Source organism: Rhizobium sp. TH2, assembly GCF_024707525.1.
Taxonomy (GTDB): Bacteria; Pseudomonadota; Alphaproteobacteria; order Rhizobiales; family Rhizobiaceae; genus Rhizobium_E.
Genome location: NZ_CP062231.1, coordinates 312005 through 329625, shown reverse-complemented (window position 1 = coordinate 329625; position 17621 = coordinate 312005). Strand labels below are relative to the sequence as shown.

Below are 17621 nucleotides of genomic sequence, written 5' to 3'. Positions count from 1 at the left end.
CAAAAACTGTCACGGGGAAAATCGGCTTTTCATTGCGGGCGGTTGGGATAGTCGCCGAAGTCGTTCGGCGGTCCGGATGGCCAGAACAGCTTGGCGGTGAGCATGATCATAGAGACGAAGCCTATGAGGCTGACAACGATCAGGTCGAGCGTGGAGGACGCCAGCATGGCATCATTGTCCTGCCGGCCGGCTGCGAACATCTGGCCGATGGCGACGGCCTGCGCACAAACCAGAACAGGAAAGCCATAACATAAGGTTGCCGGAATATCCGGCCCGACGGGCTGAACAGGAGCCAGAACATGCCGGGCTCCGGCGTTGGGTCTGCATCCCAACGCCCTCCGGAGATCAGTCTCGCAGAAGTTCGTTGATGCCGGTCTTGGAGCGAGTCTGCTCGTCGACGCGCTTGACGATGACGGCGCAATAAAGGTTCGGCGCGGGCTGGCCGTTGGGCATCGTCTTGCCCGACGCCATCGAGCCGGCGACGACCACCGAATAGGGCGGCACTTCGCCATATGTGACTTCACCGGTCGCGCGATCAACGATCTTGGTCGACTTGCCGATGAAAACGCCCATGCCGAGCACCGAACCTTCGCGCACGATGCAGCCCTCGACCACTTCCGAGCGGGCGCCGATGAAGCAATTGTCCTCGATGATCGTGGGGCCGGCCTGCAGCGGCTCCAGCACGCCGCCGATACCGACGCCACCCGAGAGGTGTACATTGGCGCCGATCTGGGCACAGGAACCGACGGTAGCCCAGGTATCAACCATGGTGTTGGCACCAACATGAGCACCGAGATTGACGAAGGATGGCATCAGGATCGCACCCGGCGCGATATAGGCCGAGCGGCGCACGACGGCGCTCGGCACGGCGCGGAATCCGGCCTTTTCGAACTCGTGGGCGCTCCAGCCGTCGAACTTGGAAGCGACTTTGTCCCACCAGACCGCATCGCCCGGGCCGCCCTTGATGATTTCCATCGGGTTCAGCCGGAAGGACAGCAGCACCGCTTTCTTGAGCCACTGGTGAACGGTCCAGGTGCCATCCTCGCCACGCGAGGCGGCGCGTGCCTTGCCGCTGTCGAGAAGATTGAGTGCGTGCTCGACGGCATCGCGGATTTCGCCGCGGGTCGAGACATTGACATTCTCACGGTCGTCGAAGGCAGCGTCGATTGTGCGTTCGAGCGAGGCAAGATCGGTGGCGGTCATGTCAATTCCTTAAACTTTGAAGGATTATTCTGGTCGAAAGAATGCGGCCTGTCGGCCGGGTCTATAGCGGATGGAAATGGCGATGGCAAAGGGGAAAACCGACAGTTTGAGACGCAAGGACGGCGCTTGGCAGCCTCTGGAAAGCAACCGCGTGGACAAGAGCCGCGCGGCGCAGGTGCCCGACACGCCGCAGACGCTTTCGCCGTCCTACAGGCTTGCCTATGCGGATCCGGATTTCCTGTGCAGCGAGGAACTCCGACCGCTGAGATTGCAACTCGAACTTATGAAGGTGGAGATGGCGCTGTCGGATCGCGACATACGCTCGACAGTAGTTCTGTTCGGCGGCGCGCGCATCCCGGCGCCCGGCCAGGAGGCGTGGGCGGCACGCAACGAAGTGCAGAAACGCAATCTGGAAGCTGCGTCCATCTATTACGACGAGGCGCGCCAGTTCGCCCGGCTCTGCGCGCAATGGTCGGCCGAGTATGACCATCGCGAATATGTGGTGGTGACCGGCGGTGGACCTGGTGTGATGGAAGCGGGAAACCGCGGCGCCGACGACGAGGGCGCGCCGAGCGTCGGGCTCAACATCGTATTGCCGCACGAACAGGCGCCTAACATCTATGTGACGCCCGATCTGGCGTTCAATTTCCATTATTTCGCGATCCGCAAGATGCATTTCATGATGCGGGCCAAGGCGATCGCGGTCTTCCCCGGCGGCTTCGGCACGCTCGACGAATTCTTCGAGGCCGTGACGCTGATCCAGACCGGGCGCATGGCGCGCATCCCGATCCTAATGTTCGGCGCGGAATTCTGGCGGAAGGTGATCAATTTCGAGGCTTTGGCCGAATTCGGCACGATCGCACCCGAGGACGTGGAGCTCATCCAGTTCGTCGACACGGCCAAGGAAGCCTTCGACATCGTGAAGGCCTATTACGCCGAAGAGCAGGCATGAAAAAGCCGCCCGTCAGAGGCGGGCGGCCCGGATGTCAGCTTGGCTGTTCGATCAGCGCTTGAAGTCGGCGGTGGTAATGTAGCCGTCGCCATCCTTGTCGCGCTTCTTGAACATGCGCTCGGAAACGCGCGTCAGTTCGCTCTCGGACAGCTTGCCGTCGCCATTGGCGTCGATCTTGTCGAAGCGCTTGGAGATCTTCTTGGCCGGGAACTTCACGAAATGAAGACGGCCTTCGCCGGCCGCGCGGGCCTGCTTGCGGTGGGCCTTCATCGTCGCCTTGGCATTGGAGATCTCGTCTGCACCCAGCGCGCCATCCTTGTTGATATCGAGCGCGGCGAAGGTCACGGCGATGCCGCGGGCCAATTCGCTCTCTGAGATCTTGCCGTCGCCATTGAGGTCGGCGCGCTTGATCATCCGATTGATGCGCTTTTCCTTCTTCGCCGGATCCTTGGCGGCGAAAGCGGGCGCGGTTGCGGTGACGGCAAAGACGCCGGCGATAGCGGCAATGAGTGCGGTCTTGATTTTCATGTCTGGGCCTTTCAGTCGATAGAGCAAGTCTATCCATAAACGCAGCGGTTGCTGCATGGTTGCTTCCTCTGGGGCGGCGCTGCGGGAACAAGAGACGATCGACCGCTCTGCCTGCCAAAGTTGAACCCGGTATAGGGCGTGCCGGCTGAACGCGGGCTGAACACCGGGTTCATCTGACATTTTTCGATTATTTGGAGGTTTTGAACAGCCGCACCGGACTGCCCGGCCCGCGCTTTATGATGCTCTTGGCTTCGAGATCGAGCTGAACCGCCTTGAGCCACCAACCCGCCTTGTCGCCGCCGGGAAAATACTCCTCGGACAGATGCGGCAGGAGGGCGTCCTTTGCCTCGACCACGGTCAGGCCGGGCGGACTGCCGGGGAGGATGGTCATCAGCGCTTCGCGCATCGCCATGTATTTGGCGCGGTTCACGCGCTCGGTGTGGTGCGGCGAGGTAATGCTTTCGATCGTGATCTTGTCATCGGTATCAGGCATTGATCTCTCCATTGACTGATATCTTCGGGCTCTTGAAACCCATGGCAATCCAGGCGCCGAGAAGCTTGGCGTAGAATCTTGCCGTTTGCAGCGCCCCGCTCGGTACGTCGCCCGCAAGGGCGGCGCCTTCCGGCCGGTCGCCGGTCATCGTGCGCAGATCGAGGGGCGGCAGAGTGCCCTCGGGCCACAGGCCTGCATAGAGGCTCAGCCAGTGACCACCCTCGAATTCGAGGAAGATCGGCGTGTTGCAGCAACTCGCGACGACGCGGCGCGTCTTGGAAGTTGGCGTGAGGCGAAACTCCCGGAGCAGTTCGCCGCCTTGGGCGAAGCGTATACGATCCTTGCGGTAGAGCACGAATTGCGTGCCGCCGTTGGCTTCCAGAATCGGGTGGGAAACGGGGAGCTTGTCGAGCCTGGCGCCCGCCTCGCGGCAACTGGTGCAATGGCATTCGGTACTGATGATCGGCGTGCGCTCCACTTCGAGATGGACCTTTCCGCAGGCGCAGGCGAGTTGGGAACCTTGTGTCATGCCAATACCTCCTCCGTATCGGGGCAGTTGAACAAAAGACGAATGTATCGACCGAGGTGATCGAGCGCTTCACGCGCCAGCTCGGCATCGTTTCCGGCCTTGGCAATCACGAACGCGCCTTGAAGGACGGTCTGCGTGTGACGTGCCAGGCTTTCGGCCGTCCAGTCGCCCGATATGCCGCGATCCTTCATGGCTGCGGCAATATCCCCCTCAAGGGTCGCGGCATGACCAAGCATATCGTCGCGACAGGCATCGCGAATCGCTGGCGATGTCGCGTGCATCTCCTGCACCATCGTACCGGCGAGACAACTGAACTCGGCAATATCACCTGTTATGATCGACTTGCGGAAAGCCACGTAAGCCAGAAGACGATCGAGCGGATCGTCTGGCGCATGGTACGGGGCATCGGCCAGCAGACCATCCGACGTCGCCTGCCAATGCCGCACGGCTGCTACGCCAAGGGCTTCCTTGGTCTTGAAATGGTGAAAATACGATCCCTTCGTCACTGCGGCGGCCTCGCAAAGGTCCTCCACGGACGTTGCGGCAAAGCCCTTGGCGCGGATGACATCGACAGCCGCATCCAGAAGCCTTGTTCTGGCGTCGCCACGTTCGGGATGTTGTTTGGTCTGTCTTGGCACGCATAATACATACCGTACGTACGGTATGTTTGCAAGCAGACAAACTTCGATGCATAGCGCACCCGCTGAAAACAGGTGCCATCAAAAGGTCGATGCTTTGAAACCTAGAGAATGGCTTTCAGGAAATCCGAGAGCTTGTTGGTGACGAAATCGATATTTCCGTCATCGTCGTTGTGCTCTTCCCAGCGCTCCAGGCCCTTGTAACCCGGCTCCGGCAGGATCAGCACAGTCTTCATGCCGAGCAGCCTGGGCACGACGAGATTGCGCGGCAGGTCCTCGAACATGGCGGCATGCCTGGTATCGACACGATGCAGGCTGGCGAACTTGTCGTAGGTCGCATTCGCCGGCTTGGGTACGAAATCGGCCGCGACGATATCGAAAATGTCTTCGAAATGGTCGAGCACGCCGAGCGCGCGGGCGGCGGCTTGCGCATGTTTTACCGTACCATTGGTGAAGATGAACTTGCGGCCCGGCAGCGCCTTGATCGCATCGGCAAGATCGGCATCGGCCAGCACCGGCGAATAATCGATCTTGTGTGCCGCATCCAGGAAGTGATGTGGATCGACGCCGTGATGGTGCATCAACCCGGCGAGCGTCGTGCCGTGCTCGTGATAGTATTTCTTCTGCAGCGCGCGCGCCTCGTCATAATCGAGGCCAAGGTAGTCGGCGACATAGGACGTCATGTTCCGGTCGATCTGCGCGAAGAGATCGACATGATGCGGATAGAGCGTGTTGTCGAGATCGAACACCCAGTCGGTCACATGGGCGAAATCGGCCTTCGATGGAAGCGAGGTTTCAGCGGTCATGGCCGTGGGGTTATGGCAGGGTGGCATGTTTGGCAAGGGCCATTGCCATCAACACTCCGCGAATCTCCCGCAATCCCGCCCGGATCGAGCCGCAATTCCGCTCCCTTCGGTTCGCTCAATGAGGGCAACGAAAACGGGGGACACTTCACATGCGCATCGTTCTGATCAATCCACCGCATACATCGATCGGCAGCCGCATTCCGGACGACCATCTGCCGCCGCTCGGATTGCTCTCGATCGGCGGGCCGCTGGCCGATGGCGGTCACGTTGTGCGGCTGGTCGATGCCGACCGGACCAATATGCAATTGGTGCGGATCGTCAGCGAGGCCTTGAGCGATGTGCCCGATGCGATCCTGATCGGACATTCCGGCTCGACGAGCGTGCATCCGACCGCCGCCCAGCTCTTCCGCATGCTGAAGGCGGTGCGGCCCGAAATCCTCGCCGTCTATGGCGGCGTCTTCCCGACCTATCACTGGCGAGAAATCCTCGCGGAATGCCCTGAGGTCGATCTCATCGTACGTGGCGAGGGAGAGGAGACGGCCGAACTGATGAATGCCGTCGAGGCCGGCCTGCCACTGGCCCGGATTGCCGGCATTGCTTTCCGCGATGCATCGGGCAAGGCGACCGCTAGCCAACCACGACAGGCCGCGAACGACCTCGACCGCTATCGCATCGGCTGGGAATTGATCGACCATAGGCTCTACAGCTATTGGGGCGGCAAGCGCGCCGTCATCATGCAGTTCTCGCGCGGCTGCCCGCATCTCTGCAACTACTGCGGCCAGCGGGGCTTCTGGACCCGCTGGCGTCATCGCGACCCGCAGGCATTCGCTGCGGAGATCGCCCGGCTCTATCGCGAGGAAGGCGTCGTTTTCATCAATCTCGCCGACGAGAACCCGACGTCGTCGAAGAAGGCGTGGAAGGCCTTTCTCGAAGCGATGATCGCCGAGAACGTGCCCGTCCAGATCGCGGGCTCGACCCGCGCCGACGACATCGTCCGCGATGCCGATATCCTGCATCTCTATCGCAAGGCCGGCATCGTGCGCTGGCTGCTCGGCATGGAAAGCACCGACGAGGCAACGCTGTCGATGATCCGCAAGGGTGGTGGCACATCAAAGGACCGCGAAGCCATCCGCCTGCTGCGCGAGCACGATATCATCTCGATGGGCACATGGGTCGTCGGCTTCGAGGACGACCGCTGGTCCGACCTCTGGCGTGGCTTCCGGCACCTGCTCGCCTACGATCCCGACCAGATCCAGATGCTCTATGTGACGCCGCACCGCTGGACGCCCTATTTCCGCATCGCCCGAGACAGGCAGGTGGTCGAACCCGATATCCGCAACTGGGACTACAAGCACCAGGTGCTCAAGATGAAGCACTTCCATCCGCTGATGCTGGTGCTGGCCGTGAAGGCGATCGAGGTTATGGTACAAGCCCGACCGAAGGCGCTCTATCGCATCCTGTTTCATCGCGACCCTGTGCAGCGCCATTCGATGCGCTGGTACACGAGGATGGGTCGCCGCGTCTGGTTCCGCGAAATGCTCGAGGCGCTCTTCCGCCGGCGTCTTCTCAAGAACGGCCCGGTGCTCCAATCCTTCTGGGGCGCACCGCAGGATGCCGAGGAGGAATCCATGATGCCGCCGCAGCGCCGGCCCAATCAGCCGGTCGGAGAGAAGGATATCGCCGCCTGATCAATTCAGGCGCGAAAGACCTGTGCATCCACAGCGTGCAGGCTTGCCCGCTTGCGAACGCCGTGCTTGTTATCCCCGGGAAAGCATGGCGAATAAGAAGGCGTCGCCGTCCGTAGGAAACCCGACACATCCATTTCGACGAAGGGCGGCCGATGGCATTTGGAACACGGGTTGAGGGAAATCTCCGGCGCGCGGAGTTCCGCGGCAATGCCGGTGAGTACTTCGGCATCTGGATCGTCAATATCCTGCTGACGATCATCACTCTCGGCATCTACGCGGCGTGGGCCAAGGTCCGCCGGATCCGCTACTTCCGCGGCAACACGTTCCTCGATGGACACTCCTTCGATTATCATGCCACCGGGCTGCAGATATTTCTCGGCTGGTTCATCGCCTTCGTAGTGATTTCCATCATCAACGTCGTCACCAGCGTCTACCCGCTGCTTGGCCTCGTGTCGCCCATCGCCTTCATGGCGATCCTTCCGTTCTTCATCGCCCGCAGCCTTCGCTTCAACGCACGTGTATCGAGCTATCGCAACATCCGTTTCGATTTCACCGGAAAGGCATGGGGTGCGTTCGTCTCCATCCTCCTGGGCGGCCTCGTCGCGGTCTTCTCCTTCGGCATCCTGGCACCCCTCGCCAGCAGGTGGAGCTATCGCTATATCTTCAACAACCTGCGCTACGGCGACCGCGGCTTCGAGACCAACCCTGGAGTCGGCGCGATCTATCGCGGCTGGCTGCTGCCGGCGCTGATGGTGGTGATGGGCCTGCTGCTGGCAGCCGCGATCGGCTGGCTGTATGTGGCGCCGTTCGTCCTTGATGTGACCAACAACATGGACCAATACAGCAAGGACGAGCAGGTCGGTCTGACGATCGCGGCTATCTATGCCGTGATCATCCCCATTATCCTCGTTTTCGTCGTGGCCGGCATCATATATCGCGTGGTGGTGCGCAACGTCGTGATGAACTCGATGCTCTTCGACAAGGTGCATCCGCTCCATAGCGACCTCTCGCGCGGCGGCTATTTCTGGATCGTGCTCTCGAACTTCCTGATAACAGTGTTTTCGCTCGGCCTGATGCGGCCCTGGGCGGCGGTACGGGAAGCGCGCTATTTGGCCGAGCACAGCGGGATAACCCTGAAGGGTGATGTCGGCGAGGTGATGTCCTCGATCCTTGCCTCCGGCTCTGCCTTCAGCGCCGAGTTCCTCGAGATAGAGGGTATGGACTTTGGCTTCTGACGGCGTCGAGATCGCACGCGGCACCTGGCACCCGCCGAAATCCAACGCGGCGATGGCCGCCACGCTGCTCGCCGATGGCGTGCGGCTTTCGATCCGGCTCGATGGCGATGGGGCCATCGCCTATCGCGACGAACTCCCGTCGGTCAAGGTTTCCGACAGGATCGGCAGCATCCCTCGCCGCATCATGCTGCACAACGACTCCACGTTCGAAACCCATGACAACGATGCGATCGACGGGCTGCTGAAAGCACACAGGGCCGATCGCAGCGGCTGGATATCGGAACTCGAACAGTTCCGGCCACGACTGATCGGGTTCGTCGTGCTCGTGTTCCTGTTGGCTACTCTCGTCTACCGCTACGCCCTGCCCGCGCTGGTGGAAGTCGCCGTGCTGGTGACGCCACCCGCCGTGCCTGGCTGGCTGGCCTCAGGTACGCTGGCGTCGCTCGACCAGACCATGCTCTCGGCCAGCAAGCTGCCACTTGCCGAACAGCAGAAGATCCGTGCCGGCTTCGATGAGATCGCTGGTTTCTCGACGCGCGGCAAGGCGAACTACAATCTGAACTTCCGCGATGGCGGCTTCATTGGGCCGAACGCGTTTGCGCTACCCGACGGCTCGCTCGTCATCACCGATGCGCTGGTCGAGATGGCAAAGGGCGACATGGAGATGATCCTCGGAGTGCTGGCGCACGAGATCGGCCATGTCGAGAAAAACCATTCGCTCAGGCAGATGTATCGCGCCGCAGGCCTTGCCGGGCTGATCATGCTGATCGCAGGCGATGTCGGCTCCGGCGGCGAAGAGGTGCTGACGGATGGCGCGGCCCTTCTCTCGCTCTCCTATTCGCGCAGCGCCGAGAGCGAGGCCGACCGGATTTCGGTGGATTTGATGTCCAAGGCCGGCCATGATCCGGCGGCGATCGGCCGGTTCTTCAAGCTGCTCGAGGATCGGCTCGGCGACAAGGGCGGCACCAGCATGCTGTCGACCCATCCCGGCACGCCGGAACGGCGCAACCAAATCGATGAATGGGCGAAGGAAGTTGGCGGCGGTGGGTAGCCAGGGCTTTTGCGGCATTTGCAAGCGGCCGCTGGAGATGCCGGATGATCCGATGTCCGCGGATTGTGGCGGCGATTGTTGGGGATGTATTGGCTTGTTGGAATCCGAAGGTGGCTTCCAACCATCTGTCGATGCTGTAGCTCAAGAAATCCGCGACGGATGGCGGGAGGAAAGCGGGACCGCAAAACGGCCCCGCTCCTAGATCAGTCTTACTCCGTAGCACCCTCATTGAAGCCGACCTTGTCGACCAATTCCGAAGCCTGCTTGCGGTTCTTGGCGATCTCGATCAGCGGCAGCGGATCGGGCTTGATCTCGCCGTAGCCCTTGACGATTGCCGACGGCTCGGCGCCGGGCAGCACGGGATATTCGAACACCTGTTCGGCATAGATCTTCTGCGCCTCGCCCTCCGACAGGAATTGCATCAGCCTGAGCGCGTTGTCCTTGTTCGGAGCGTTCTTCGCCATGGCCATGCCGGAGATGTTGACATGCGTGCCGCGATCGGCGGCGTTGGGGAAGATCACGCGCAGCGAATTGGCCCAATCCTTCTGTTCCGGCTCCTTGTCGTTGGTCATCATGACGCCGACATAATAGGTGTTGGCGATAGCGAGATCGCATTCGCCGGCGAAGATCGCCTTGGCCTGGCTGCGGTCGGAACCGTTGGGCTTGGTGACGAGATTGTTCTTGAGGCCGGTCAGCCACTTCTCGGTATAATCGGCGCCGTGATGGGCGATCATCGAGGCGATAAGGCCGATATTGTAGGAGTGCTGGCCGTCACGCATGCAGATCTTGCCCTTCCACTTGGGGTCGGCGAGCTCTTCATAGGTGATCGCGGTTTCCTTGACGCGCTCCTTCGAAGCATAGACCACACGGCCGCGCGTGGTCAGGCCGAACCAATTGCCCTCGGGGTCGCGGAAATTGGCTGGGATGTCCTTGTTGATGATGTCGTCGGTCACGGCCTGCGTGACGCCGCCATCCTTGGCTTCGGTCAGGCGGGCGATATCAACCGTGAGGATGACGTCGGCCGGCGAGTTCTCGCCTTCAGCCGTCATGCGCTCGACGAGGCCCTTGTCGAGGAAGAGCACGTTTGTCTTGATGCCGGTTTCCTTGGTGAAGGCATCGAGCAGCGGCTGGATCAGTTCAGGCTGGCGATAGGAATAGATATTCACTTCGCCATCGGCGAGTGCCGGAAAGGCGCCGAGAAGTGCCAGTGTTGCGGCGAGCGATGAGATGGAAGCCGTCTTGTGCATTGTGTCCTCCTGAACTTGACTTTTTGGGTTTACATTACCCTGCTCTAAACATCATCCGAGAGCCGCCCGTCAATGCCCAAAAGCAAATTCTAACATGATTGTGACTTTCAGCTTTTTGGAATTGTTCCAAACTGCGGAACGGTCTATATAGGCTGCAACAAACCCTCGAGGAGAATGGCATGCGGCTGACGAAGCAGACGAATTACGCAGTGCGCATCATGATGTATTGCGCCGCGAACGGCAGCAAACTCAGCCGCATCCCCGAGATCGCCAGGGCCTATGGCGTTTCCGAACTCTTCCTGTTCAAGATCCTGCAGCCTCTGCACAAGGCCGGCCTGGTGGAGACGCTTCGCGGCCGCAACGGCGGCGTGCGCCTGGGACGTGCCGCCGACAAGATCACGCTGTTCGACGTCGTTCGCGTCACCGAGGAGAATTTCTCGATGGCCGAATGCTTCGACGAAGGCGCCCAGGATTGCCCCCTGATCGACAGTTGCGGCCTCAATTCGGCTCTTCGTCGCGCGCTCAACGCCTTTTTCGACGTGCTGTCGGACTACACGATCGACGACCTGGTCAAGGCGCGTCCGCAGATCCACATGCTGCTCGGCCTCGAAGTTCCCACAACCGTTGCGGCGTAAAACATTCTCGGACGCAAATCCGCTGGCAATTTCATATCCGATGTTCTAACCGATTGAAAAAGACATCGAACGGGAGGCTCCGGATATGATCCTGTGCTGCGGGGAAGCGCTGATCGACATGCTGCCGCGTCAATCGACACTGGGCGAAGCGGCCTATGCGCCCTATGCCGGCGGGGCGATTTTCAACACGGCGATCGCGCTTGGCCGGCTCGGCATCCCTACCGGCTTCTTCACCGGAATCTCGGACGACATCCTGGGCGATGTGCTGCGCGAGACGCTCGCTGCCTCCAACGTCGATTTCGGCTTCTGTGCGATCTCGGGCCGCCCGACGACGGTGGCCTTCGTCAAGCTTGTCAACGGCTCAGCCACTTACGCCTTCTACGACGAGGGCACGGCGGGCAGGATGATCACGACGGATGATCTGCCGGCGCTTGGAGACGATGTCGAGGCACTGCATTTCGGCGCCATCAGCCTCATCCCCGACCCCTGCGGCCGCACTTACGAAGCACTGCTCGCCCGTGAGCACGAGGCCCGCGTGATCTCGCTCGATCCCAATATCCGTCCGGGCTTCATCAAGAACAAGCAATCCCACCATGACCGCATCATGCGCATGGCTGCACAGTCGGACATCATCAAATTCTCCGACGAGGATCTGGAATGGTTCGGCATGAGCGGCGACCATGATGCGCTGGCAGCACAGTGGCTGAATATCGGCCCCAAGCTGGTGGTGATCACCAAGGGCGCCGATGGCGCGGTGGGCTATACGAAAAACATGAAGGTCGATGTGCCGAGCGAACGGGTTGATGTGGTCGACACGATCGGCGCCGGCGATACGTTCGATGCCGGCGTGCTGGCATCGCTGAAGCGCGACGGCCTGCTCACCAAGTACCAGGTCGCGAACCTCGACCAGAAGGCCGTGCGCAATGCGCTGGCAATGGCGGCGAAGGTCGCCGCGGTCACCGTCTCCCGGGCGGGCGCCAACCCGCCCTGGGCACATGAAGTGGGACTGTAGGGGCCCAAGCTCAGGGAACGCGGCCCCAGCCAAGCAGCTTGTCGATCTGGCCAAGCGTATAGGTATAGCGCCGCACGACGGACTTGAACGGCCCCTTGTTGCCCTCGATGGTCGTCACGATACCGTTCTCATAGGACTCGACGATACCGATATGTCCCATCCATCCGGTCTTTGAACCGCGCCAGAAGACCAGGATGTCGCCCGGCTCAGGCGGGTTATTGACATCAGCCGTGTAAGTCCAGCCCTTAGCCTTGAACTTGGCCAACGTGTCCCGCGCGCCGGCTGTGGCGGCATAGGGCATGTGCCCGGGATTGCCGGTGTGGAAGCAGTAGGAGGTGAACGAAGCGCACCAGCTGTCGCCCGCTCCCGCGCCCGTCACGGCATGGTATTTCATGACATCGGGACCGTGGTTGTCGCTGCCGCTTTCGCCATTGCCAAGTTCCTGGCGGGCGACTTTCAGAGCGTTCCATCCCGCCGTCGAAACGGTAGCCGGCTTGGCGTTGTTGCCGGGAGCCGGGATCGCCGGTATCGTCGGCATCGGGATCTTGCCGAGAGCGACATCGAGCGCCCAGCGTGTCAAAGGCCCGACTTCGCCGTCGACCTTGAGCGGCATGAGATTAGGGCCGATATTTGCGGATTGGAACGCCATCACCGCGTCCTTGACCGTCTGGGTAAAGACATTTCCGGTGGTGCCGTTCGGCTTGAAGCCGGCGGCGGCAAGGTCGTTGATGAGCTGGAGGACCTGTATTCCGGCCAGCCCGAGTTTCAGCAATGCAAGCATGCTACTCTCCCCTGAAGACAATAAGCCTCGCACCGGCACCGACGAGCGGCGCAGTTTGGCTTGCGTTTCAACAACTTGGGTTCGTCCGGACTCCCGTGCATTACACTGGCACATTTATTTAAAATTGCAATAAATAATATATGCAACCTATTTCACGTTCAGGATGCAGGATTCCGGCTGCGGGTGGCAGTCAAAGGGATACATGTTCTGGAGAGGGATTACTAAGCTGACGACCAGCGGGACTGGTCTCAGAATTCCACTTCGAGCTCGATGATCTCGTCGGCCTCGGCGGTGGCGCCTTCGGCCCATTCCTTCATCAGGTCCCAAGCGAGCACCATGTCGCGGTAGGCGGCGAGCGCCGGGGGCAGATCGACGGCATAGGTGAGGAAGCGCGAACAGACCGGCGCATACATGGCGTCCGCGACGGTCGGCTTGTCGCCGAAGAGCCAGGGGCCGCCATAAGCGTCGAGACATTCCCGCCAGATCTCCTTGATGCGCTCGATATCGGGGCGTGCGCCTGTGAAGACCTTGAAGCTTTCATGCCGTGCCTTGATGTTCATCGGCAGCGCCGAGCGCATGTTGTGAAAGCCCGAATGCATCTCGCCGCTTACGGCCCGGCAATGCGCACGCGCCACGGCCTCCCTGGGGAGCAGCCCCTTCTTGGGGAAAACGTCGTTGAGATATTCCGCGATCGCCAGCGTATCCCAGACCGCGACACCCTTGTGGGTCAGCCTCGGCACCAGAACCGATGGAGAGAGCAGCAGCAGTTCCCGGCGCGCCTTGGGATCATCGAGATCGACCGGCAGTTCCTTGAAATCCAGCCCCGCCATCTTGCACAGCAGCCAGCCGCGCAGCGACCAGGACGAGTAATTCTTCGAGGAGATCGTAAGCGTCGTTTCCGGCATATCGGCTTATCCTGACAAGGATGCTGCGACCGCGATATATTATCTGGCCAGCCGGGAAAAAATGCACTAGTTTTTCGCATTGCACAATGAAAAATCGCGGCGGGCGGCTCATGCTTTACCAGGTCTACCAGCTTCAGGATGACTTCGCCGCGACATGGCGCCTCTGGGCGCGATCGATGCTCGGCCTGCTGAACACAGGCCTTACAGGCACAAAGCGCTTTTTCGCCGACGAGTATTTTGCCGCGCTGGAAATGATCTCCCGCTTCCAGCTGACCCACACACGGCCGGACTTCGCGATTGCGAAGGTGCCGAGCGGCAACAGCGAGGCCGAGGTCACCGAACAGGTGGCGCTCGACCTGCCTTTCGGCAAGCTGCTGCACTTCGCCAAGGATATCGAGACGCCACAGCCGAAAGTGCTGGTGATCGCGCCGCTGTCCGGCCATTTCCCCACCCTCTTGCGCGGCACGGTGGAAACGCTGCTGCGCGATCACGACGTCTACATCACCGACTGGACCAATGCCCGCGACGTGCCGGTCTCGGCGGGCAAGTTCGGCGTCGAGGACTATGTCGAATATATCATCCGCTTCCTCGAGGCGATCGGGCCGGGTGCGCATATCCTCGCGGTCTGCCAACCCTGTGTTCAGGGCCTCGTCGCGACTGCGGTGATGTCGCAGCAGAACCACCCCTGCACGCCGCGCTCGATGACGCTGATGGCAGGTCCGATCGATCCGCGCGAGAGCCCGACCGATGTCAACGAATTCGCAGTCTCCAAATCGCTCGGCTGGTTCCAGACTTCGGTGATCTCGACCGTGCCCATTCGTCATGCCGGCGGCGGGCGTCGGGTCTATCCGGGCTTCCTGCAGCTCGTCGCCTTCATGGCGATGAACATGGACCGCCACCGCAACGCCCACAAGAAGCTGTTCGAGCATCTGGCCAAGGGCGAGGTGAAGGAAGCCGAGAAGATCAAGACCTTCTACGACGAGTATTTCGCCGTGCTCGACCTCACCGAGGAATTCTATATCGAGACTATCGACCGGATCTTCCAGAAGGCCGAACTGGCGACCGGCGATTTCATGTATCGCGGCACCAGGGTCGATCCCGGCGCGATCCGCCGCACCGCGCTGCTGACGGTCGAAGGCGGCCGCGACGATATCTGCGCGCTCGGCCAGACGGCCGCGGCGCACGAACTCTGTTCGTCGCTCCGCCCTCATCTCAAGCGCCATCACCTGCAGGCCAATGTCGGCCATTACGGGGTGTTCAACGGCCGGCGTTGGGAGAACGAGATCTATCCCGTCGTGCGCAACCATATCCTGGCGATGGAATAGCGCGTGGCGTCGCGCTATGAGTCTTCTCTCACGGGAGGCACGAATGGCGGGCGAGACAAATCTGGAAAAGCTGTTGGCCTCGATGGAGCCTTCACTGCGCGACGGCGACTTCGTTTTCGCCACCGTTCCAGGCAAATCCGTGCCGCCGGGGCTCAACCCGATCGGCACCTTCATTGAAGACGAAGGCCTGACGCTGATATTGCCCGCCGGCGAGGCCGAGGCTCTTGCCGCCAGCGGCCCGATGCGGTGCATTACGCTTGCCGTGCATTCTTCGCTTGACGCGGTGGGCCTAACGGCCGCCTTCGCCACCGAACTCACCGCGCATGGCATCAGCGCCAACGTGGTCGCGGGGTATTATCACGATCATATATTTGTCGGCGCGGGCGAGGCGGAGAGGGCAATGGCTGCACTCAAGGCGTTGTCGGGGCGGTACAGGTAGACGCCAGCGCCGCGCCTACATCATATCTCGCGGCACGGTCTTCTCGAACGTCTTCTCGAAGAACTGCTTATCCCCGTCATAGGCCTTCACCTCAGCGCTGATCACCCAGTCCTGCTCGGTGCAGGTCATGCGCACGCTGGAAACCGTGCGGACGAACCAGCCGTCGCGGGCCATGTCACAGACCCAGCTCGCCTCGCCCGTCATGGAGAGCGGATCGCCTGATGTGATCGACCACTCCTCCTCGCGGATCTGGCGCGTGGCGAGCCCGGTGCCGGGATGCTCGTGGCGGCCGGTGTCCTCGTGGATGCGGTAGATGGTGGTTGCGGTAGAGAGCTCGCGGGTAACGCTGCGGCGCGTCGCCGATGGGATCTGCTCGAGATAGACCGGTAGCGGACTGGGATTTTCCGGTTCCTTCATCTCGATCCTCTCCGCCGCGCCGAGCTTGGGCATGGCAAGCGCGATCGAGCCGGTCTCGATGATGAGCGCTGCATCATGGGGCGGCGGCAGTATTACCGGCCAATAGGATGTCGAGAGCGAAAGCCTGATCCTGTGGCCGGGCGCGAAGCGGTAGCCGCAGGCATCGAGTTCCATTTCGATCTCGGTCCTGGCGCCCGGCACCAGAGGCTCGGGATGTTCGTTCGATGTGCGATGGGCGAGGTTGAGCACGCCGAAGGAGACGCGCAGCGCCGAGCCATCCGGATGCACGTCGACGATACGGGCGCAGAGATTGGCGAGCGGCGCATCCGAACTCAGCGTCAGCTTCAGCTTCGGCATGCCGAGATAATCGACGGCTTCAGTGAGGACAGCGGTCTCGAAGACCAGCGAACCTGCATCGTCACCACGCTGGTCGACTGCCATTTCGGCATCCGGCTTCAGCGTGAAATATTCGCCCGACGAGGTTCCGGTATCGAGTGGTGACTGGAGATGGACGGCACCCACGCCGCCCATGCCTTTTCCGAGCTTGCCATCGGCACCGACATGGAAGAGATCGGCCGCTGGCGCCGACCAAGTGTCCTTGGCGACCCAGAAACCGGGATCGAAATCGCGGCGCACGGCGGGCTTGACGGCATCCATGATATAGGCGCGCACCTGCGGCACGCTCTCGGCGCCGTTCTCCTCGCCGCGCAGCCAACGGTTCCACCAGCGGATCGCCTCGCCGAGGAAATCGACGCGCGGCTTCGGCCAGGCGAAATGCGGATATTTATGCACCCACGGGCCGATAATGGCCTTGGATTTCGCGCCGAGGCCGGTGACCGCCTTCAGCGGCGTGTTGCGGTAGCCATCGGCCCAGCCGGCGATCACCAGCGCGGGGATTTCGACATCGGCAAAATTCTCTGAAATCGAGCCGTGCTTCCAGAAATCGTCACGGCGCTGGTGCTGCAGCCATTCCTCCATGAAGAACGGCTCAGCCTCCAGACGCTCCTGCCACATGTCGCGCCAGCGGTTGCCCGTCAGATCAGGATCAGGCGAGCGGGACTGGTATGCAAGCATGGTTCCCGCCCAGGAAAGCTGGGCGGAGAGATGCGTGCCGTTCTTGTAGTGGATGTCGTCATTGTAGCGATCGACCGTCGAGGCGATCGAGATTACAGCCTTGAGCGCCTTCGGACGGAGCGCGGCCACCTGCAAGCAATTGAAGCCGCCCCAGGAAATGCCCATCATGCCGACCGAACCATTCGACCAGGGCTGGGCCGCGATCCATTCGATCAGTTCGACGGCGTTGGCGAGTTCCAGCGGCGTGTATTCACCGTCGATCACGCCGTCGGATTCGCCCGAGCCACGGATATCGACACGCACGCCGGCAATACCGGCCGCCGCGAACACCGGATAGGTCGATTCATCGCGCGGGCTGGTTCCATCACGCTTGCGGTATGGCAGGAATTCGAACACCGCCGGCACTGGGTCAGCCTCGGCATTGTCGGGCATCCAGATGCGGGCGGCGAGCCTTGTGCCGTCCTTCAACGTGATCCACTGGTTTTCGATCGTGGTGAAGGAACGGTCGGTCATGTTGGCCTCGTGTGAATTGTATAAGACCCCGCCACAAGCGAGTTGGGTGTTCACCCCTCACCAACTTCGGCCAAGCGATCGGCTTCGCCTCTCGCGGCCTTCGTATCCTCTCCCACAGGGGGAGAGGTAAGGTGCCCCGCTCTCGGCCTC

The 17621-nt window shown here is 61.3% G+C and carries 19 protein-coding genes; 8 read left to right on the top strand and 11 right to left on the bottom strand.

What is annotated here, in order from left to right; all coding sequences use genetic code 11:
• Positions 1 to 29: 29 nt before the first annotated feature.
• Positions 30 to 167 carry a hypothetical protein gene (locus IHQ71_RS01755; protein WP_258160179.1) on the bottom strand — a complete coding sequence of 46 codons (138 nt, stop codon included), beginning with the start codon at positions 165 to 167 and terminating at the stop codon, positions 30 to 32.
• Between the two features lie 178 nt (positions 168 to 345).
• Positions 346 to 1203, bottom strand: a complete 858-nt coding sequence (gene dapD / locus IHQ71_RS01750) for a 2,3,4,5-tetrahydropyridine-2,6-dicarboxylate N-succinyltransferase (protein ID WP_258160178.1) — start codon at positions 1201 to 1203, stop codon at positions 346 to 348.
• Positions 1204 to 1285: 82 nt separating this feature from the next.
• Here dapD and IHQ71_RS01745 point away from each other — a divergent pair, with 82 nt between their 5' ends.
• Complete coding sequence (locus IHQ71_RS01745) at positions 1286 to 2155, top strand: LOG family protein (RefSeq protein ID WP_258160177.1); 870 nt, start codon at positions 1286 to 1288, stop codon at positions 2153 to 2155.
• Between the two features lie 51 nt (positions 2156 to 2206).
• Here IHQ71_RS01745 and IHQ71_RS01740 read toward each other — a convergent pair whose 3' ends face one another.
• From IHQ71_RS01740 to IHQ71_RS01720, 5 genes are all read right to left on the bottom strand, one after another.
• The gene (locus IHQ71_RS01740) at positions 2207 to 2683 is read right to left on the bottom strand and encodes an EF-hand domain-containing protein (protein WP_258160176.1); all 477 of its coding nucleotides are present in this window, start codon (positions 2681 to 2683) and stop codon (positions 2207 to 2209) included.
• A 187-nt stretch (positions 2684 to 2870) separates the two neighbouring features.
• A complete protein-coding gene (locus IHQ71_RS01735) occupies positions 2871 to 3176 on the bottom strand; it encodes a DUF6958 family protein (protein WP_258160175.1) in 306 nt (101 codons plus the stop codon).
• Positions 3169 to 3705 (bottom strand): GFA family protein, encoded by a 537-nt coding sequence (locus IHQ71_RS01730; RefSeq protein WP_258160174.1) that lies wholly within the window; start codon positions 3703 to 3705, stop codon positions 3169 to 3171. The genes IHQ71_RS01735 and IHQ71_RS01730 overlap by 8 nt, the downstream gene beginning before the upstream one ends.
• Positions 3702 to 4343, bottom strand: coding sequence for a TetR/AcrR family transcriptional regulator (locus IHQ71_RS01725; RefSeq protein WP_258160173.1), 642 nt, complete (start codon positions 4341 to 4343; stop codon positions 3702 to 3704). The genes IHQ71_RS01730 and IHQ71_RS01725 overlap by 4 nt, the downstream gene beginning before the upstream one ends.
• A gap of 104 nt (positions 4344 to 4447) precedes the next feature.
• The gene (locus IHQ71_RS01720) at positions 4448 to 5149 is read right to left on the bottom strand and encodes a pyrimidine 5'-nucleotidase (RefSeq protein ID WP_258160172.1); all 702 of its coding nucleotides are present in this window, start codon (positions 5147 to 5149) and stop codon (positions 4448 to 4450) included.
• Positions 5150 to 5298: 149 nt separating this feature from the next.
• Between IHQ71_RS01720 and bchE the strand changes: the two genes are divergently transcribed.
• From bchE to IHQ71_RS01705, 3 genes are all read left to right on the top strand, one after another.
• A complete protein-coding gene (gene bchE, locus IHQ71_RS01715) occupies positions 5299 to 6837 on the top strand; it encodes a magnesium-protoporphyrin IX monomethyl ester anaerobic oxidative cyclase (protein ID WP_258160171.1) in 1539 nt (512 codons plus the stop codon).
• A 152-nt stretch (positions 6838 to 6989) separates the two neighbouring features.
• Positions 6990 to 8072 (top strand): YjgN family protein, encoded by a 1083-nt coding sequence (locus IHQ71_RS01710; RefSeq protein ID WP_258160170.1) that lies wholly within the window; start codon positions 6990 to 6992, stop codon positions 8070 to 8072.
• Positions 8062 to 9123 (top strand): M48 family metallopeptidase, encoded by a 1062-nt coding sequence (locus IHQ71_RS01705; protein WP_258160169.1) that lies wholly within the window; start codon positions 8062 to 8064, stop codon positions 9121 to 9123. The genes IHQ71_RS01710 and IHQ71_RS01705 overlap by 11 nt, the downstream gene beginning before the upstream one ends.
• Positions 9124 to 9332: 209 nt before the next feature.
• Here IHQ71_RS01705 and IHQ71_RS01700 read toward each other — a convergent pair whose 3' ends face one another.
• Entirely contained in the window at positions 9333 to 10370 is a 1038-nt protein-coding gene (locus IHQ71_RS01700; protein ID WP_258160168.1) for a Fe(3+) ABC transporter substrate-binding protein, read from the bottom strand.
• Positions 10371 to 10549: 179 nt separating this feature from the next.
• Here IHQ71_RS01700 and rirA point away from each other — a divergent pair, with 179 nt between their 5' ends.
• Both rirA and IHQ71_RS01690 read left to right on the top strand, forming a co-directional pair.
• Positions 10550 to 11005, top strand: a complete 456-nt coding sequence (gene rirA, locus IHQ71_RS01695; RefSeq protein WP_258160167.1) for an iron-responsive transcriptional regulator RirA — start codon at positions 10550 to 10552, stop codon at positions 11003 to 11005.
• Positions 11006 to 11090: 85 nt separating this feature from the next.
• Positions 11091 to 12017 carry a carbohydrate kinase gene (locus tag IHQ71_RS01690; protein WP_258160166.1) on the top strand — a complete coding sequence of 309 codons (927 nt, stop codon included), beginning with the start codon at positions 11091 to 11093 and terminating at the stop codon, positions 12015 to 12017.
• Positions 12018 to 12027: 10 nt separating this feature from the next.
• Here the strand turns inward: IHQ71_RS01690 and IHQ71_RS01685 are convergent, their stop codons facing one another.
• Both IHQ71_RS01685 and IHQ71_RS01680 read right to left on the bottom strand, forming a co-directional pair.
• Positions 12028 to 12798 (bottom strand): CHAP domain-containing protein, encoded by a 771-nt coding sequence (locus IHQ71_RS01685; protein WP_258160165.1) that lies wholly within the window; start codon positions 12796 to 12798, stop codon positions 12028 to 12030.
• A 248-nt stretch (positions 12799 to 13046) separates the two neighbouring features.
• Positions 13047 to 13703, bottom strand: a complete 657-nt coding sequence (locus IHQ71_RS01680; RefSeq protein ID WP_258160164.1) for a glutathione S-transferase — start codon at positions 13701 to 13703, stop codon at positions 13047 to 13049.
• A gap of 110 nt (positions 13704 to 13813) precedes the next feature.
• On the opposite strand from IHQ71_RS01680, the gene IHQ71_RS01675 reads away from it, so the two are divergent.
• Both IHQ71_RS01675 and IHQ71_RS01670 read left to right on the top strand, forming a co-directional pair.
• Entirely contained in the window at positions 13814 to 15028 is a 1215-nt protein-coding gene (locus tag IHQ71_RS01675) for a polyhydroxyalkanoate depolymerase (RefSeq protein WP_258163003.1), read from the top strand.
• Between the two features lie 43 nt (positions 15029 to 15071).
• Positions 15072 to 15467, top strand: coding sequence for an ACT domain-containing protein (locus tag IHQ71_RS01670; RefSeq protein ID WP_258160163.1), 396 nt, complete (start codon positions 15072 to 15074; stop codon positions 15465 to 15467).
• A 15-nt stretch (positions 15468 to 15482) separates the two neighbouring features.
• Here IHQ71_RS01670 and IHQ71_RS01665 read toward each other — a convergent pair whose 3' ends face one another.
• Positions 15483 to 17471, bottom strand: a complete 1989-nt coding sequence (locus tag IHQ71_RS01665; RefSeq protein ID WP_258160162.1) for a CocE/NonD family hydrolase — start codon at positions 17469 to 17471, stop codon at positions 15483 to 15485.
• Positions 17472 to 17621 lie beyond the last annotated feature (150 nt).

What these genes read in the sequence shown, in the direction of transcription:
- IHQ71_RS01740 (WP_258160176.1), bottom strand. Translation starts at nt 2,683, where the DNA reads ATGAAAATCAAGACCGCACTCATTGCCGCTATCGCCGGCGTCTTTGCC.
- IHQ71_RS01690 (WP_258160166.1), top strand. Translation starts at nt 11,091, where the DNA reads ATGATCCTGTGCTGCGGGGAAGCGCTGATCGACATGCTGCCGCGTCAA.
- IHQ71_RS01675 (WP_258163003.1), top strand. Translation starts at nt 13,814, where the DNA reads ATGCTTTACCAGGTCTACCAGCTTCAGGATGACTTCGCCGCGACATGG.
- IHQ71_RS01730 (WP_258160174.1), bottom strand. Translation starts at nt 3,705, where the DNA reads ATGACACAAGGTTCCCAACTCGCCTGCGCCTGCGGAAAGGTCCATCTC.
- IHQ71_RS01755 (WP_258160179.1), bottom strand. Translation starts at nt 167, where the DNA reads ATGCTGGCGTCCTCCACGCTCGACCTGATCGTTGTCAGCCTCATAGGC.
- dapD (WP_258160178.1), bottom strand. Translation starts at nt 1,203, where the DNA reads ATGACCGCCACCGATCTTGCCTCGCTCGAACGCACAATCGACGCTGCC.
- IHQ71_RS01735 (WP_258160175.1), bottom strand. Translation starts at nt 3,176, where the DNA reads ATGCCTGATACCGATGACAAGATCACGATCGAAAGCATTACCTCGCCG.
- IHQ71_RS01745 (WP_258160177.1), top strand. Translation starts at nt 1,286, where the DNA reads ATGGCAAAGGGGAAAACCGACAGTTTGAGACGCAAGGACGGCGCTTGG.
- IHQ71_RS01720 (WP_258160172.1), bottom strand. Translation starts at nt 5,149, where the DNA reads ATGACCGCTGAAACCTCGCTTCCATCGAAGGCCGATTTCGCCCATGTG.
- IHQ71_RS01670 (WP_258160163.1), top strand. Translation starts at nt 15,072, where the DNA reads ATGGCGGGCGAGACAAATCTGGAAAAGCTGTTGGCCTCGATGGAGCCT.
- bchE (WP_258160171.1), top strand. Translation starts at nt 5,299, where the DNA reads ATGCGCATCGTTCTGATCAATCCACCGCATACATCGATCGGCAGCCGC.
- IHQ71_RS01665 (WP_258160162.1), bottom strand. Translation starts at nt 17,471, where the DNA reads ATGACCGACCGTTCCTTCACCACGATCGAAAACCAGTGGATCACGTTG.
- IHQ71_RS01710 (WP_258160170.1), top strand. Translation starts at nt 6,990, where the DNA reads ATGGCATTTGGAACACGGGTTGAGGGAAATCTCCGGCGCGCGGAGTTC.
- IHQ71_RS01685 (WP_258160165.1), bottom strand. Translation starts at nt 12,798, where the DNA reads ATGCTTGCATTGCTGAAACTCGGGCTGGCCGGAATACAGGTCCTCCAG.
- rirA (WP_258160167.1), top strand. Translation starts at nt 10,550, where the DNA reads ATGCGGCTGACGAAGCAGACGAATTACGCAGTGCGCATCATGATGTAT.
- IHQ71_RS01680 (WP_258160164.1), bottom strand. Translation starts at nt 13,703, where the DNA reads ATGCCGGAAACGACGCTTACGATCTCCTCGAAGAATTACTCGTCCTGG.
- IHQ71_RS01700 (WP_258160168.1), bottom strand. Translation starts at nt 10,370, where the DNA reads ATGCACAAGACGGCTTCCATCTCATCGCTCGCCGCAACACTGGCACTT.